At 70.6% G+C, this 15,333-nt stretch carries 16 protein-coding genes; 9 read left to right on the top strand and 7 right to left on the bottom strand.

Going from position 1 to position 15,333, the window contains the following annotated elements:
* Positions 1–141 precede the first annotated feature (141 nt).
* The gene (gene phoU, locus QM641_RS08295; protein WP_415115352.1) at positions 142–819 is read left to right on the top strand and encodes a phosphate signaling complex protein PhoU; all 678 of its coding nucleotides are present in this window, start codon (positions 142–144) and stop codon (positions 817–819) included.
* A gap of 7 nt (positions 820–826) precedes the next feature.
* On the opposite strand, the gene QM641_RS08290 is transcribed toward phoU, so the two are convergent.
* Positions 827–1,576, bottom strand: a complete 750-nt coding sequence (locus tag QM641_RS08290) for a phosphoglyceromutase (protein WP_415115350.1) — start codon at positions 1,574–1,576, stop codon at positions 827–829.
* A gap of 49 nt (positions 1,577–1,625) precedes the next feature.
* Here QM641_RS08290 and QM641_RS08285 point away from each other — a divergent pair, with 49 nt between their 5' ends.
* A complete protein-coding gene (locus tag QM641_RS08285) occupies positions 1,626–2,447 on the top strand; it encodes a class I SAM-dependent methyltransferase (RefSeq protein WP_415115348.1) in 822 nt (273 codons plus the stop codon).
* Between the two features lie 92 nt (positions 2,448–2,539).
* Here QM641_RS08285 and QM641_RS08280 read toward each other — a convergent pair whose 3' ends face one another.
* The 3 genes from QM641_RS08280 to QM641_RS08270 all read right to left on the bottom strand — a co-directional run bounded on the left by QM641_RS08280 (position 2,540) and on the right by QM641_RS08270 (position 4,670).
* On the bottom strand, positions 2,540–3,643 hold the full coding sequence (locus QM641_RS08280) for a YgfZ/GcvT domain-containing protein (RefSeq protein ID WP_415115346.1): 1,104 nt from the start codon (positions 3,641–3,643) through the stop codon (positions 2,540–2,542).
* Positions 3,643–4,233 (bottom strand): FABP family protein, encoded by a 591-nt coding sequence (locus tag QM641_RS08275; protein WP_415115344.1) that lies wholly within the window; start codon positions 4,231–4,233, stop codon positions 3,643–3,645. Before QM641_RS08275 ends, QM641_RS08280 begins: the two co-directional genes overlap by 1 nt.
* A 146-nt stretch (positions 4,234–4,379) precedes the next feature.
* Positions 4,380–4,670: a hypothetical protein gene (locus QM641_RS08270; RefSeq protein WP_415115343.1), complete on the bottom strand. Its 291-nt coding sequence runs from the start codon at positions 4,668–4,670 to the stop codon at positions 4,380–4,382.
* A 127-nt stretch (positions 4,671–4,797) separates the two neighbouring features.
* On the opposite strand from QM641_RS08270, the gene QM641_RS08265 reads away from it, so the two are divergent.
* The 7 genes from QM641_RS08265 to pstB all read left to right on the top strand — a co-directional run bounded on the left by QM641_RS08265 (position 4,798) and on the right by pstB (position 12,756).
* Positions 4,798–5,496 (top strand): winged helix-turn-helix domain-containing protein, encoded by a 699-nt coding sequence (locus tag QM641_RS08265; RefSeq protein ID WP_415115341.1) that lies wholly within the window; start codon positions 4,798–4,800, stop codon positions 5,494–5,496.
* A gap of 59 nt (positions 5,497–5,555) precedes the next feature.
* Complete coding sequence (locus tag QM641_RS08260; RefSeq protein ID WP_415115339.1) at positions 5,556–7,724, top strand: RNA degradosome polyphosphate kinase; 2,169 nt, start codon at positions 5,556–5,558, stop codon at positions 7,722–7,724.
* Positions 7,721–8,659: an NUDIX hydrolase gene (locus QM641_RS08255; RefSeq protein ID WP_415115337.1), complete on the top strand. Its 939-nt coding sequence runs from the start codon at positions 7,721–7,723 to the stop codon at positions 8,657–8,659. The genes QM641_RS08260 and QM641_RS08255 overlap by 4 nt, the downstream gene beginning before the upstream one ends.
* Positions 8,660–8,766: 107 nt before the next feature.
* Positions 8,767–9,858 (top strand): phosphate ABC transporter substrate-binding protein PstS, encoded by a 1,092-nt coding sequence (gene pstS / locus QM641_RS08250; RefSeq protein ID WP_415115335.1) that lies wholly within the window; start codon positions 8,767–8,769, stop codon positions 9,856–9,858.
* 64 nt (positions 9,859–9,922) lie between these two features.
* On the top strand, positions 9,923–10,861 hold the full coding sequence (gene pstC, locus QM641_RS08245) for a phosphate ABC transporter permease subunit PstC (RefSeq protein WP_415115333.1): 939 nt from the start codon (positions 9,923–9,925) through the stop codon (positions 10,859–10,861).
* 1 nt (position 10,862) lies between these two features.
* Positions 10,863–11,960 (top strand): phosphate ABC transporter permease PstA, encoded by a 1,098-nt coding sequence (pstA, locus tag QM641_RS08240; RefSeq protein ID WP_415115331.1) that lies wholly within the window; start codon positions 10,863–10,865, stop codon positions 11,958–11,960.
* A 16-nt stretch (positions 11,961–11,976) separates the two neighbouring features.
* Complete coding sequence (gene pstB, locus QM641_RS08235) at positions 11,977–12,756, top strand: phosphate ABC transporter ATP-binding protein PstB (RefSeq protein ID WP_415115329.1); 780 nt, start codon at positions 11,977–11,979, stop codon at positions 12,754–12,756.
* Between the two features lie 73 nt (positions 12,757–12,829).
* On the opposite strand, the gene QM641_RS08230 is transcribed toward pstB, so the two are convergent.
* The 3 genes from QM641_RS08230 to QM641_RS08220 form a co-directional block, all read right to left on the bottom strand.
* Positions 12,830–13,714 (bottom strand): aminodeoxychorismate lyase, encoded by an 885-nt coding sequence (locus QM641_RS08230; RefSeq protein ID WP_415115327.1) that lies wholly within the window; start codon positions 13,712–13,714, stop codon positions 12,830–12,832.
* 255 nt (positions 13,715–13,969) lie between these two features.
* Entirely contained in the window at positions 13,970–14,599 is a 630-nt protein-coding gene (locus QM641_RS08225) for a DNA-directed RNA polymerase subunit beta (protein WP_415115325.1), read from the bottom strand.
* A 20-nt stretch (positions 14,600–14,619) separates the two neighbouring features.
* Positions 14,620–15,180, bottom strand: a complete 561-nt coding sequence (locus tag QM641_RS08220) for an anti-sigma factor (protein WP_415115323.1) — start codon at positions 15,178–15,180, stop codon at positions 14,620–14,622.
* Between the last annotated feature and the right edge of the window lie 153 nt (positions 15,181–15,333).

Here is a 15,333-nt window from a genome sequence, read left to right as displayed (position 1 = left end):
GGACGTCCATCTCACCGAAAGCCCTGCGCCACGGCATCCGCGTCGAGAGTTCACTGCCGCGGCACCCTTCGTTAACCTTCGGGGGTGACAATCGCGGCGTCACCGGGTCGAGCCGTGCCCGTGAGAAGAGAGGGTGGCGTGATGCGCCAAGTGTTCCACCAGTCGCTCGAGGACGTCCAGGGACGCCTCGTGGAGATCTCAGAGCTGGTCACCGTGGCCATCGACAAGGCCACGCGCGCGTTCGGCACGAGCAACGTCGCGCTGGCGGAGGAGGTCATCGAGGAGGACGCCATCATCGATGTCAAGGCGATCGCCCTCGACGAGCTGGCGATCGAGATCCTCGCCCGACAGCAGCCGGTCGCGCGCGACCTGCGCATCGTGGTGAGCGCGCTGCGCATCAGCGCGTCGCTGGAGCGCATGGGCGACATCGCCGAGCACATCGCGCAGCTGACCCGTATGCGCTTCCCGGAACGGGCGATCCCGAAGGGACTGAAGAGCACGTTCACGGCGATGGGCGAGGTGGACGTCGAGGTCGCCCGCAACCTCACCGAGCTGCTGCGCACCGAGGACCTGGCGCTCGTGGAGAGCCTGCGCGATCAGGAGGAGCGGCTCGACCACCTGCATCTCGCGGTGTTCGAGAAGGTCCTCGGCGAGAACTGGCGCGGCCACGCGGCCGCGACCGTCGACGCGACGCTCGCGAGCCGCTACCTGGAGCGCTTCTCCGACCACGCCGTGTCGGTCGCGAAGAAGGTCGCCTACCTTGCGACCGGCGACTGGACCACCGACACCGACGCGATCGTGCTCCCGCCGCTGGGCTGAGGCCGCGCTACTTCTTGCCCTGCGCGGCGACGGCGGCGGCGCCGGCCGCTGCGGCCTCGGGGTCGAGGTACTCGCCCGGACCGAGGGGCGCGAGGTTCTCGTCCAACCGGTACACGAGCGGGATGCCGGTGGGGATGTTCAGCTCGGCGATGTCGGCGTCGCTGATCCCCTCCAGGTGCTTGACGAGGCCCCTCAGCGAGTTGCCGTGCGCGGTGACGAGCACGGTCTTGCCGGAGCGCAGGTCGGGGACGATCTCGCCCTCCCAGTACGGCAGGAGGCGATCGATGACGAGCTTGAGCGACTCGGTGCGCGGCACGTCGCCGTCGATGCCGGCGTAGCGCGGGTCGTTCACCTGGCTGAACTCGCTGTCGTCGGCGAGGTCGGGCGGCGGCACGTCGAACGAACGGCGCCACAGCAGGAACTGCTCCGGCCCGAACTCGGCGAGCGTCTGCGCCTTGTCCTTGCCCTGCAGCGCGCCGTAGTGGCGCTCGTTCAGACGCCACGAGCGCTTCACCGGGATCCACAGCCGGTCGGCGGAGTCGAGGGCGAGGTTCGCGGTCTGGATCGCACGGCTCAGCAGCGAGGTGTGCAGGATGTCGGGAAGGATGCCGGTCGAGGCCATCAGCTCGCCGCCGCGGGTGGCCTCGGCCTTGCCGAGCTCGGACAGGCGGGCGTCCACCCACCCGGTGAACAGGTTCAGCTCGTTCCACTCGCTCTGGCCGTGGCGGAGCAGGATCAACGTGTAGGGCGCAGTCATGGCGCCATCCTACTCATGCGGTTCACGCGCCCGCTGGCATCATGGACGCATGACGCGCGCTCCCGTCGGGCAGATCACGCGCGGCACGACGGGCACCAACAGGCTGCGCCGCGTGGACCGCTGGATCGCCCGCCATCCGGCTCTGCGCACGGCATCCGACCCGCTCGTGGTCGACCTCGGCTACGGCGCGAGCGGCGTGACCGCCTTCGAGCTCGAAGCGCGCCTGCGGCGGGTGCGCGACGACGTCGAGGTGCACGGGCTGGAGATCGATCCGGCACGCGTCGAGCGCGCCCGGGCGCAGCTGGACTCCGTGCGCACCGGCGGAACGCCGTTCGCCGCCGCCGCGCGGGTGACGTTCGGGCGCGGCGGCTTCGAGGTGCCGACGCCGGACGGCCGGCGGCCGGCGGTCATCCGCGCGATGAACGTGCTGCGCCAGTACGACGAGGCGGACGTGCCGGGCGCATGGAGCCGCATGGCGGCGCGGCTGGCACCCGGCGGCATCCTCGTCGAGGGCACGTGCGACGAGCTGGGCCGCGTGTGCACGTGGATCGAGGTGGGCCCGGATGCCGTGGCCCGCACGCTCACGGTGTCGCTGCGGCTCACCGGGCTGGAGACCCCCGCCGTGGCCGCAGAGCGCCTGCCCAAGGCGCTCATCCACCGCAACGTGGACGGCGAGCGCGTGCACGCGTTCCTCGCGGCGCTGGAGGCGGAGTGGACGCGCGCGGTCGCCTCCTCGACGTTCGGCCCGGTGCAGCGCTGGCGCACCGCGCTGCAGGCGCTGACGGAGGCCGGCTGGCCGCTCAGCGGTCGAGCCCGCTGGCGGCTGGGCGAGCTCACGGTGCCGTGGTCCGCCGTCGCCCCCTCCCCCTGACCCGATGTTCGGTTGCCCTGGATGTACGTCTGAAGCCGCATCCGGCGTGCATCCAGGACAAGTGAACCCGGTCACGGGAACAGGACGGAGGCTCAGCGGCGACGGGACAGGCGCGGCATGCGCGGGACGGATGCCGTCCGCCCGGCGTCGGGCGGCACGATCTGCTCCTGCGCCGCGGCGATCTCGCGCGGCGGGCCGTCGCCGTCGCCCACCTCGACCGTGAGCGGGACGTCGACCGGGGTCGTGCGCTTGACGAGCGCGAGGGCGATCGGGCCCTCCTCGAAGTGGCGGGCGGATGCCGTGACGGCGCCGACCTCGGCACCGTCATGCCGGACGGCGGCCCCGGGCTCCGGCAGCATGCCCTCGCTGCCGTCCAGCTGGAGCGCGACGAGCCGCCGCGGCGGGTGACCGAGGTTGTGCACCTTCGCGACGGTCTCCTGCCCGCGGTAGCAGCCCTTGTCCAGGTGCACGGCCGTCCGCAGCCAGTCAACCTCGTGCGGGAGAGTCCGTCCGTCGGCCTCGGTGGCCGCGCGCGGCCGCCACGCGGCGATCCGCAGCGCCTCGGCCGCGAGGCGCCCGGCGACGGCCTGCGCGCCCCGGGCCGCGGCATCCGCGACCCGCTCGTACTCGGCCGCCTCGACGACCGCCTCCGCCCAGTCCCGCTCCCGGCCCGGATGCGGATCGGTCGCCGCATAGCCCCACCCGCCGGGGATGACGCCCGGCCACGGGTCGTACCACACCGCGGCAGCGGCGAGCCCCGCCACCGCACCCCGCGTCCCGCCGACGACGCGGTAGCGGTCCGACACGTCCTGCGGGTCGACCCTGAGGCGGAACCGCATGCGTACGAGCCAGGCCCGCAGCGCCTCGGCGTGCGAGCGATCGACCATGAGCCACGTGCGTTCGCCGTCATCGACGACGGATGCCGCGTGCTCGACATGGCCGTGCGGGTCCAGCACGAGCAGCTCCGTGCTCTCCCCCGGCCGCAGCCCGGTCAACGACTGCGACGTCAGCGAGTCCAGCCACGAGAGCCGGTCCTCGCCCGAGACGATGAGCACCGCCCGGTCTCCGAGCGGCGCCAGCGCGACACCTGCGGCGAGGCGGCGCTGCTCGCCCAGCGGGTCGCCGACGTGGAGGAGGCCGTCCGCGTCGACGACGGCGCCGGACACCCGTGCGAACGCGTCGTCGGTCACTGCCATCACGACACCTTCGCGAGCCGGGCGGAGGCGTGCGAGGCCAACTCGCCGCCGAGGGCTGCGATGTCCCACGCCCACAGGAGATGCCCGTCCACGAGGCCGTACATGCGGGTCGCCGCCGTATAGGCCTTCGCGCTCTCGGGGCGCACGACCGCGTCGGTCGCGATGTCGATGCGCGGGCCGCGCACCTGGCCGAGGTACAGCTCGCCTATGCCGTCGGAGTGCACCAGGGCGACCTCGATGTCGAAGCCGCCCGAGGGCGCGCGCAGGGCCTCGACGTCGTCGGCGGTGCGGCGGACGGAACCGGATGCCGGGAGCAGTCCCGGGCCGGCGTCGGCGTCGGCGGCCGGGCGCACGAGCCGCCAGTAGCCGGTCTCGGCGACCAGGGGCGAGCCGTCGGCGGCCATCCACGCGCTCGCCGCGTAGTTGAGGTAATCGCCGCCGTCGTGGCTGAAGCTCACGCGGTGGCCGAACTCGCCCTCGAATGAGCGGCCGGCGGCCCGGTAGTCGATGACGCCGGTGCCCTCCCACACGCCCAGCAGCCACGACAACGGAACGAGGTCGGCGGCCAGATCGGTCGGCAGCTCGATCACGATGTCAGCGCTGGCCGCGGAACAGGTTCTTGATCACGACGCCGGAGACGAAGAGGATCGCCAGCGACGCGAGTCCCAGCAACCCCACGAAGAAGAGTTCGAGCGCGACGAGGTCCATGGCTCCACTCTACGCCGCCGGTGTTGCCTCAGACGGCGAAGAGGGTCGACAGCCCGAAGCCGACCCCGATGAAGCCCATCACCAGCAGCGCACCGAGGATGCCGGCTGCGACCCGCTCGATGAATCCGGCGACGACGCCGTAGGAAAGCTGCACCACGAACGACAGGAAGAGGCATCCGCCCAGCCCCACTGCCATCCACGCGGCGCGCCAGTCCGGTGGCGCGATGATCCCGATCGCGACGGCCAGCACAGCGGCGGCGATCCAGACGGCGACCACACCGCCGAAGGTGCGACGCGGGGCGAGCTCGGGCACGGACATGCCTCCATTGTGACGCACACGGGGCCCGCGCGCCGCCGCCGATGGGCAGGTCCGTCCGGACACGCGTGCGCGTCGGCCCTACAATAGGTGCACGGTGCGTGCAGCCGCACCGGGAGGGAACTACCCTGTGGCCCAGTTGCTTCTGTTGAGCTCCGACCCCGTCGCCGGGGCCGCCCTGCCGGCCCTCGAGCTGCTCAGTCACCGCGTGCGACAGATCCGCGCCGAGCCCGCACAGCTCGTGAACGCGCCGAGCGCCGACGTCATCCTCGTCGACGCGCGCGTCGATCTGGTCGCGGCGAAGTCGTTGTGCCGCATCCTCACCACCACAGGTCTGGACGCGCCACTGGTGGCCGTGGTCACCGAGGGCGGGCTCACCGCCGTGTCGACGGAGTGGGGCCTGGACGACGTCATCCTGACCTCGGCGGGACCGGCCGAGGTCGACGCGCGCATCCGGCTCGTGCTCGGACGTCAGAGCTCCGAGCAGCCGTCCACCCGCGTGCAGACCTCGGGCATCTCGATCGATGAGTCGTCGTACTCGGCGAAGGTGCGCGGCAAGACGCTCGATCTGACCTACAAGGAGTTCCAGCTCCTGCACTTCCTCGCCACGCACCCGTCCCGGGTGTTCACACGCGAGCAGCTGCTCAGCGAGGTGTGGGGCTACGACTACTTCGGCGGCACCCGCACCGTCGATGTGCACGTGCGCCGGCTGCGCGCGAAGCTCGGCGACCTGGAACAGCTCATCGGCACGGTGCGCAACGTGGGCTACCGGTTCAACGTCGACGAGGACGACAGCCTCGCCGCGCCCCGCACGCGCTCGCAGGCCTGAGGACCCGAGCGCCGGCCCGGAGTTCACGATCGCATCGGCGCGCCTGCAATGATGAGTGGATGATGGAAACCGAAGCACTCGACTCCGGGCTGGGCGACGCCGACGACGACGACTTCGACGAGGCGGTCGAGGTCCACGACGAGCAGCTCCCGGAGCACCGCTACATCGATCGCGAGCTCAGCTGGATCGCGTTCAACCAGCGCGTGCTCGAGCTCGCGGAGGATCCGTCGACGCCGCTGCTGGAACGGGCCAACTTCCTCGCGATCTTCGCGAGCAACCTCGACGAGTTCTTCATGGTGCGTGTCGCCGGTCTCAAGCGCCGCATCGTGACCGGCCTGGCCGTGCCGACCAACATCGGCCGCGCCCCGCACGACGTGCTCACCGACATCTCCACGACGGCCCACGCACTCCAGGTCCGCCACGCCGAGGCCTGGCGGGACCTCGTGCGTCCCGCCCTGGCCGAGGCGGGCATCGAGGTCGTCTCGTGGGAGAGCCTGTCCGACCAGGAGCGTGCCGACCTGTACGACTACTTCCAGGCGCAGGTCTTCCCGGTCCTCATGCCGCTCGCGGTCGATCCCGCCCACCCGTTCCCCTACATCTCCGGGCTGTCGCTGAACCTCGCGATCCGCATCCGCAACGCCAAGACCGGCCGCCAGGAGTTCGCGCGCCTGAAGGTGCCCTCGATGCTGCCGCGCTTCGTCCCGATCCCCGGCAGCAACGGATCGTCGCGGTACCTGCCGCTGGAGGAGCTGATCTCCGAGAACCTGGAGGACCTCTTCCCAGGCATGGAGATCCTCGGTCACCACCCGTTCCGGCTCACCCGCAACGAGGACGTCGTCATCGAGGAGGACGAGACCGAGAACCTCATCCAGGCGCTGGAGACGGAGCTCCTGCGCCGCCGCTTCGGCCCGCCGATCCGGCTCGAGGTCACCGATCGGATGGACGACGTCATGCTCGACCTGCTGATCAGCGAACTCGACATCACCGAGCAGGAGGTCTACCGGCTCCCCGAGCCGCTGGACCTGCGCGGGCTGTTCACCCTCACGCGCATCGACCGGCCCGAGCTGCACTATCCTCCGCACATCCCGAGGACCGCGGCGGCGTTCCAGCCGGCCGACCAGGGCGGTCGCGCCGACGTCTTCGCCGCGATCCGCAAGGCGGACGTGCTCGTGCACCACCCGTACGAGTCCTTCACCACGAGCGTCGTCGCGTTCCTGGAGCAGGCCGCGCGCGATCCGCACGTGCTCGCGATCAAGCAGACCCTGTACCGCACCTCGGGCGACAGCCCGATCGTCGAGGCCCTCATCGACGCCGCCGAACGCGGTAAGCAGGTGCTCGCGCTCGTCGAGGTCAAGGCGCGCTTCGACGAGGCCAACAACATCGTGTGGGCGCGCAAGCTCGAAAAAGCAGGCGTCCACGTCGTGTACGGCCTGGTGGGCCTGAAGACGCACTGCAAGCTCCTCCACGTCATCCGGGAGGAGGACGGGATGCTGCGCAGCTACAGTCACATCGGCACCGGCAACTACAACCCGAAGACCAGCCGCCTCTACGAGGACTTCGGCCTGTTCACGACCGACCCCCAGGTCGGCAAGGATCTCACCCGCCTGTTCAACGAGCTGTCCGGCTACGCGATCGAGAAGAAGTTCAAGCGCCTGCTGGTCGCCCCGCTGCACCTGCGCAAGGGGCTGCTGCGCCACATCGACAAGGAACGCCGCAACGCGCGGGCCGGCAAGGAGGCGCGCATCCGCATCAAGGTCAACTCGATGGTCGACGAGGAGATGATCGACGCGCTGTACCGCGCGAGTCAGGCCGGAGTGCGCGTGGAGGTCTGGGTGCGCGGCATCTGCTCCCTCAAGGCCGACATCCCCGGTGTCAGCGACAACATCACCGTCCGCTCGATCCTCGGCCGCTACCTGGAGCACTCGCGCATCTTCGCGTTCCACAACAACGGCGACCCGCAGGTCTACATCGGCAGCGCCGACATGATGCACCGAAACCTCGATCGCCGCGTCGAGGCGCTGGTGCGGGTGACCTCGTCCGAGCACTTGACGGAGATCCAGGACTGGTTCGACGTCGCGATGAGCGACGACACGAGTTCGTGGCGTCTCGGGGCCGACGACCAGTGGACGCGCCACAGCGTCGACGCCGAGGGCAAGCCGCTCACCGACCTGCAGGAGTACACGATGGCCGAGATCCAGCGCCGCCGGCGCCCTCGCGCGGTGCGATGACCGACACGGCGGTATATGCGGCCGGCGGCGTCGTCTGGCGCCTGGTCGAGGGCAGGCTCATGATCCTGGTGATCCACCGGACGGCGTACGCCGACGTCACCCTGCCCAAGGGCAAGGTCGATCCCGGCGAGACCCTCGCCCAGACCGCGGCGCGCGAGATCTTCGAGGAGACCGGCATCCGCGTCGCACTCGGGATCTCGGTCGGCGTCTCGCACTATCGCATGCCGAACAAGCGGCAGAAGATCGTGCACTACTGGTCGGCGGAGGCCACCGAGGAGGCGATCCGTGCCTCGGCCTTCGTGCCCAACCGCGAGATCGCCGCGCTGGAGTGGGTCACCCCGAAACGGGCACTGACCTACCTGAGCTACCCGGTCGACGTCGAGATCCTGGAGAGCTTCCTCACGTTCGTCGACGACGGCATCCTCGCCACCTTCCCCGTCGTGGTGCTGCGGCACACGAAGGCGAAGGCGCGCGAGGGCTGGAAGGGTGCGGATGCGGCCCGCCCGCTCACCGCGCGCGGGGCACGACAGGCGAACGCGATCGTCGGGCCGCTGCGCGCTTTCGGTGTGCAGCGGATCGTCTCCAGCGACGCCGTGCGGTGCGTCACCACGGTCGCTCCGCTGTCCGCCGCGATCGGGCGCAAGGTCGAGCGCACCCCGCTGATCGGCCAGGACGCGTGGGAGTCGGGCAGCGCCGATATCCGCTCGGTTGTCGGCAAGCGCGTGAGGGCCCGAAAGCCCGCCGTGCTGTGCAGTCACCGACCGGTGCTGCCGGGCATCCTGGAGGAATTGGCGCTCGCCACCGGCACACTGCGCGGGTCGTATCTGGAGAGCGCCTCGGCGCTGGCCCCGGGATCGTTCTCGGTCGTGCACCTCTCGGCCACGAACCCGGGCTCCGGGATCGTGTCGATCGAGACGCACGACCCCAAGTTCTGAGCCGTTCACCTGGCGTTCACCATGCCAGCGCACTCTCTTAAGAGTCGCTGTCTACGTTCTGAGTCGTGTCCGACGCCCGGGCACGACCCGACCCGAAGGAACGATCCGTGAAACTCCACCGCCGCGCCGCACTCGGCGCGGTCGCCACCGTCGCCGCACTCTCCCTCGCCGGCTGTGCCGGCAACGAGAGCACCCCCGCCACGAGCGAGTCCGCCTCGTCGCTGGAGGGAACGCTCAACGGCTCCGGCGCCACCTCGCAGCAGGTCGCCATCCAGGCCTGGACCGCACAGTTCCAGAGCGCGAACGATGCCGTCACCGTCAACTACGACCCGCAGGGCTCCGGCACCGGACGCGAGTCCTTCCAGTCGGGCGCCGTCCAGTTCGCCGGCTCGGACCGCGCATTCACCACCGACGAGATCTCTGCGGGACCGTTCGGCGCCTGCGCCGACGGCACCGACATCGTGGAGATCCCGGCCTATGTCTCCCCCATCGCCGTGATCTTCACGCTCGACGGCATCGATGAGCTCGACCTCGACGCGAAGACCCTCGCCGGCATCTTCGCCGGCACGATCACCTCGTGGGACGACCCGGCCATCGCCGCCACCAACTCCGGTGTCGACCTCCCGGCGACCAAGATCACGCCGGTGCACCGCTCCGACAAGTCGGGCACCACCGCCAACTTCACCGACTACCTCGCCGCCAACGCCCCCGACGTCTGGACCTCCGGCTCCGTCGAGGAGTGGCCGACCGCCACCGGCGAGGCCGCCCAGGGCACCTCGGGCGTCGTCAATGCGGTCAAGGGCGGCGAGGGCACGATCGGCTACGCCGACTCCTCGCAGGCCACCGGCATCTCGTCGGTCAGCGTCAAGGTGGGCGACGCGTTCGTCGGCCACTCGGCCGAGGGCGCCGCGATCGCCGTCGACGCCTCGCCGTTCGAGGAGGGCCGCGCCGACACGGACCTCGCCATCAAGATCGACCGCACCACGACCGCCGAGGACGCCTACCCGATCGTGCTCGTGAGCTACCTGATCGGCTGCGCCCAGTACGACGATGCCGGCACCGCGGCGCTCGTGAAGGGCTTCTTCTCCGCGGCGATCAGCTCCGAGGGACAGGATGCCGCGGCCGAGAACGCCGGCTCGGCTCCGATCTCGGACGACCTGCGCACCAAGGCCGCAGCAGCGGTCGACGCCATCGAGTGAGCACGACGATCCGGTCCGGGGCAGCCCTGCCCCGGACCGGATCGCACGAACGGAAGACGCGCCCATGACCGCCACCAGCGCCCCGGCCAGGGCGAAGCAGCGCCCCGGCGACCTCTGGTTCTCGGGTTCCGCGCTGTTCGCGGGGTCCATGATCCTCGCCACCCTCGCCGCGGTGGCCCTGTTCCTCATCATCCAGTCGGTCCCGGCGCTGACCGCCACCAGCGCCGACGCGAGCCTGCTGACCACCGACTTCTGGGACTACGTCTGGCCGCTCCTGTTCGGCACCGTGTGGGCGGCCCTCCTGGCGCTCATCATGGCGGTGCCGCTCTCGCTCGGCGTCGCCCTGTTCATCACCCACTACGCGCCGCGCCGCCTCGCTCAGGCGCTCGGCTACATCGTCGACCTCCTCGCGGCGGTCCCCTCGGTCGTCTTCGGCCTGTGGGGCATCCTGGTGCTCGCCCCCGCGACTCAGCCCGCCTACGCCTGGCTCAACGAGCACCTGGGCTGGTTCCCGCTCTTCGGCGGCGAGGTGTCGGCCACCGGACGCACGATCTTCACGGCATCCATCGTGCTCGCCGTCATGGTCGTCCCGATCATCACCGCGATCTGCCGCGAGATCTTCCTGCAGACCCCGCGGCTGCACGAAGAGGCTGCGCTCGCCCTCGGCGCCACGCGCTGGGAGATGATCCGCATGGCCGTGCTGCCCTTCGGCCGCTCGGGCATCGTGTCGGCCGCCATGCTGGGTCTGGGCCGCGCGCTCGGCGAGACCATGGCCGTCGCCATGGTGCTCTCCGCCACCGGCACGGTGAGCCTGCAGCTGTTCACCTCCACCAACCCCTCCACGATCGCCGCGAACATCGCCCTCACCTTCCCCGAGGCCTACGGCGTGAACATCAACGTCCTCATCGCTACCGGCCTGATCCTGTTCGTCGTGACGTTCGCGGTCAACGCGATCGCCCGCTGGATCGTGAGCCGTCGCAAGGAATTCTCGGGAGCGAACTGACATGACACTCACCGCACCCGCTCCCGCACCCCGCCAGGTGACGCCACGCACGTCCCTGCGCTCCGGACGCCTGCCGGACTGGGCGCCATGGGCGCTCCTGGGGGGCGTCATCGCCGCGATGCTCCTCGTCTTCTGGCTGCTCGCCGCCGCCGGCGGCAATGGGCTCGACGTCGCCGGCTGGCTCATCCTGTCGGCCATCGGCTACCTCGCCCTCATCACGCTGCTCTCGTCGCTGGTCGAGGGCGGCCGGAAGGCGACCGACCGGTTCGTCACGGGCCTCGTCACGGTCGCGTTCCTCATCGCGATGGTGCCGCTGATCTCGGTGTCGTGGACCGTCGTGTCGGCCGGCATCGCCCGCTTCGACGCGCTCTTCTTCTCGTCCTCGATGCGAAACGTCGTGGGCGAGGGCGGCGGCGCGGTCCACGCCATCTGGGGCACGGTCCTGGTCACCCTGGCCGCGGCGGTCATCTCGATCCCGATCGGCCTCATGACCGCGATCTATCTCGTCGAGTACGGAGCGGGCAAGCGTATCGCGCGGGGCATCACCTTCCTCGTGGACGTGATGACCGGCATCCCGTCGATCGTCGCGGGCCTGTTCGCCTACGCCCTGTTCGCGCTGTTCTTCGGAGCGGGCGTGCGCCTGGGCATCATGGGATCTATCGCGCTGTCGGTGCTGATGATCCCGGTCGTCGTGCGCTCCAGCGAGGAGATGCTACGGCTCGTTCCGAACGAACTGCGCGAGGCGTCGTACGCGCTCGGCGTGCCGAAGTGGCTCACGATCCTCAAGGTCGTGATGCCCACCGCGATCGCCGGCATCACCACCGGCATCATGCTCTCCATCGCCCGCGTGATCGGCGAGACCGCGCCGCTGCTGGTCACCGCCGGCTTCACCGACTCCCTCAACCTCAATCTCTTCGACGGCCGCATGCAGACGCTCCCCGTCTTCACGTACGCCCAGTACGCGAACCAGGGCATCCCGCCCGAGGCCTACACCGACCGCGCGTGGGCCGCGGCGCTCACCCTCATCCTCATCGTCATGGTGCTGAACCTCCTCGCCCGTCTCGTGGCGAAGCTGTTCGCGCCCAAGACCGGCCGCTGAGCCTAAAGGAATACCCGTGTCCAAGCGCATCGACGTCAACGACCTCAACGTCTACTACGGCGACTTCCTCGCCGTCGAAGGGGTGTCGCTCCAGATCGAGCCCCGCACCGTCACCGCATTCATCGGCCCGTCCGGCTGCGGCAAGTCGACGTTCCTGCGCACGCTCAACCGCATGCACGAGGTCATCCCGGGCGCCCGCGTCGAGGGCGAGGTCCTGCTCGACGGCGACGACCTCTACGGCCCGGGCGTCGACCCGGTCGCCGTGCGCCGTCAGGTCGGCATGGTCTTCCAGCGCCCGAATCCGTTCCCGACGATGTCGATCAAGGAGAACGTGCTCGCGGGCGTACGCCTGAACAACAAACGCATCTCCCGCTCCGACGCGGACGCGCTCGTCGAGCGGTCCCTTCAGGGCGCGAACCTGTGGAACGAGGTCAAAGACCGGCTCGACAAGCCCGGCTCGGGCCTGTCCGGCGGTCAGCAGCAGCGTCTGTGCATCGCGCGGGCGATCGCGGTCGAGCCGCAGGTACTGCTGATGGACGAGCCGTGCTCCGCGCTCGACCCCATCTCGACGTACGCGATCGAGGAGCTCATCGGTGAGCTCAAGAACGACTACACCGTCGTCATCGTGACCCACAACATGCAGCAGGCCTCGCGCGTGAGCGACAGGACCGCGTTCTTCAACATCGCCGGCACCGGCAAGCCAGGCAAGCTCATCGAGTACGACGAGACCACGACGATCTTCACGACCCCGTCCGAGCAGGCCACCGAGGACTACGTCTCCGGCCGCTTCGGGTAGGGTTTCGGAAGGTCGGTCGGCGAGTCGGGGGGCTCGCCGACCGACCTGTCGTTGACAGACCCGGCCGTCACTGTCAGTCGCGCGGACTCAGGAGATAGGCGTTGACCGACGCCGTCAGCTCGGCGTCGAGCGGGATCTCGGCGCCGTCGATCGCGGTGATGGGTGCGGCCAGCCGCACGCTGGAGACGAGCCACGCGGCATCCGCCGACGCCAGCTCGGCCGATGGGATGGTCTCGTACGCGGTCGCGAAGCCTCGAGCGTCGAGGTGGGCGAAGACGCTCACCTGGGTCGTCCCGTGCAGGATGCCGCCGGCCGCCGCCGGCGTGACGAACGTGTCGCCGCGGCGGAGGATGAGCGACGCGGTGGGCGCCTCCAGCACGAACCCGTCGCTCGTGACGAAGATCGCGTCGTCCGCGCCGCGGCGCTTCGCCTCGCGGATCGCCGCCATGTTCACCGCATACGACAGCGTCTTGGCCCCCAGCAGCAGCCACGGCGCCTGCGCCGGCGTGCGGATGCCGTAGCCGCGGTCGAGCGTGACGACCCGGATGCCGCGGGTGCGGGCATCGGTGAAGTCCCCCGCGGTCGCGGCGGTCACCCAGGCGGTCGGTGTCGGACCGTGCTCGACCCCGCGGCTCAGGATGAGCTTGATCACCGACTCGCCCGGCCCGCACTCGGCGGCGGCGAGCGCGATCGCCTGCCGCCACTGGGCGAGCAGCGGCGCGGGAAGGTCGCACAGCCGGGCCGAGTGCGCGAGGCGGTCAAGGTGCGCCTCGCACTCCTGCGCATGCCCGTCGACGACGCCGATCGACTCGAAGATGCCGTCGCCGCGCTGGGTGCTCAGCTCCCCCACCGTGAGGGCCGGCGCGGACGGGTCGACCGGCGTGAACGACCCGGAGAAGTCCGTGCGGGGGTCGTCGCGGGACGCGGGATCGATCATGAGGGCGTAGCGCCAGGCCATGATCCGAGCGTACGCGTCCCGCTTACAGGGCCGATCGCGACAATCTGTGCCGTCCGTGGCCTGTCATGCCGATTCGCCCTGTAAGCGGGACGGGAATGCCGGGTGCCGCCGCTCGGTTACACTGGATCGGCCGGGCCGCAGTAACCCCGGGCTCCAACTTCTGCCGCTACGAGCGGCCTCGCGCCGAGAGGCGTTCTGCGGCCCGGCATCTCCATGCCGGGGTGGACAACGCCTCGCCGTGCAGCGCGCCGCGCGTCAGGTCAGCGCGTCGCGCCGCCACAGCCACGCGCACGTGGCGAGGTCGTGCGCGTAGGTGCTCAGGCGCAGGGCCTTCGTCGTCAGCGCGCTGGCCCGCTCCGGCTCGGTCGGGTCGTGGTCGTCGGCGATCGCGACGGCTCCGGCAGCCTGCACCCGGCAGAACGCGGCGGCACGTTCCAGCGCGATGGCGAGGTCTCCGCGGAACAGACCGCGCAGGATCGTGTCGATAAGCGTCACGAGCTCTTCGGGCGCGGCCGGCGCCGGCACGCCCGCGACCACCACGTCGGGCGACAGTCCCGCCACCCGCCCCCGCTCGTACAGCAGCGCCGCGGAGGCGGGATCCTCGTGGATCATCAGCTGCAGCAGGTACAGCCGCCACAACGCACCGGGGAGCGTCCGCGCAGGTGCGTGCGACCACAGTTCGGCGATCGTGTCGATCCCGTGCTCGCCGGTGAACGAGACGAGGCGCTCGACGACGGCATCCGTCGGATCCTGCCGCACGCGCGCCAGCAGCGCGGATGCCGTCGCATGGGCGATCCGCGACGTCTCGGCCGGGTCGGTCGCGGGCAGAAGCTGGTCCAGCTGTTCGGCCGGTCGGCGGACGGGCCGAGGGTGACGCGCCGTCATCCCCCCAGGCTAATCGCCGTTCAGTCCGTCGGGATGCGGATCACCGCATCGCTCGTCGGTCCGGTGCTCGTGCCGCCGCGCTTCTCGACGGTGACCTCGACCGTGTCGCCCGGCCGGAACGCGGAGTTCAGCGAGACCGTCGCCGCACCGGCGGTCGAGGTGAACGTGCCGGCGGAGAAGACGGCCTTCCCGCGGACGTACCAGGCCTCGAACTGCTCGCCCTCGTCGAGCTCGGGCAGACCCGACGCGGTGAACACGACCTGCCCGAGCGAGTCCGACCAGTGCAGGCTCGCCGTCGGGCCGTCGATCGCGGTGGCCGACTCCGCGTCGGCGGACTCCCGGATCTGCTCCAGGAGCTGCGCAGCCACGGGCGGTGCGAGGCTGTTCGCGATCGCTCCGGCGCCCCAGCCGATGCCCACGAGCACGACGATCGCCCCGACCACCGCGATGACGCCCCTCGTCCAGTTGCGTCGCTGGATCGTCTGGATCACGTCGGTCGACGGCGGCCCCTCGGATGCCGGCTCCCGGGCGGCCTCGCGCGCCGGCGTCGCCTCGTCGGCGGGCTCGGGTTCCTCTGCCACGGCGTCCTCCTCGTTGCAGTGCGCGGGTGCCGGCGGGTCCTAGTATCCCCCGCTTCCCTGAGCGGTCGCCTGCTCTGCTCGCCCAGTAGGCTTGAGGGTCGAGGGCCTCTAGCTCAGTCGGTAGAGCATCGGACTTTTAATCCGCGGGTCGTG

The sequence above is a fragment of the Microbacterium sp. genome, assembly GCF_047605725.1.
In the GTDB taxonomy this organism is placed as follows: domain Bacteria; phylum Actinomycetota; class Actinomycetes; order Actinomycetales; family Microbacteriaceae; genus Microbacterium.
Note: the sequence above shows the minus strand (reverse complement) of the source record. Positions and strands in the feature narration are given on the sequence as shown.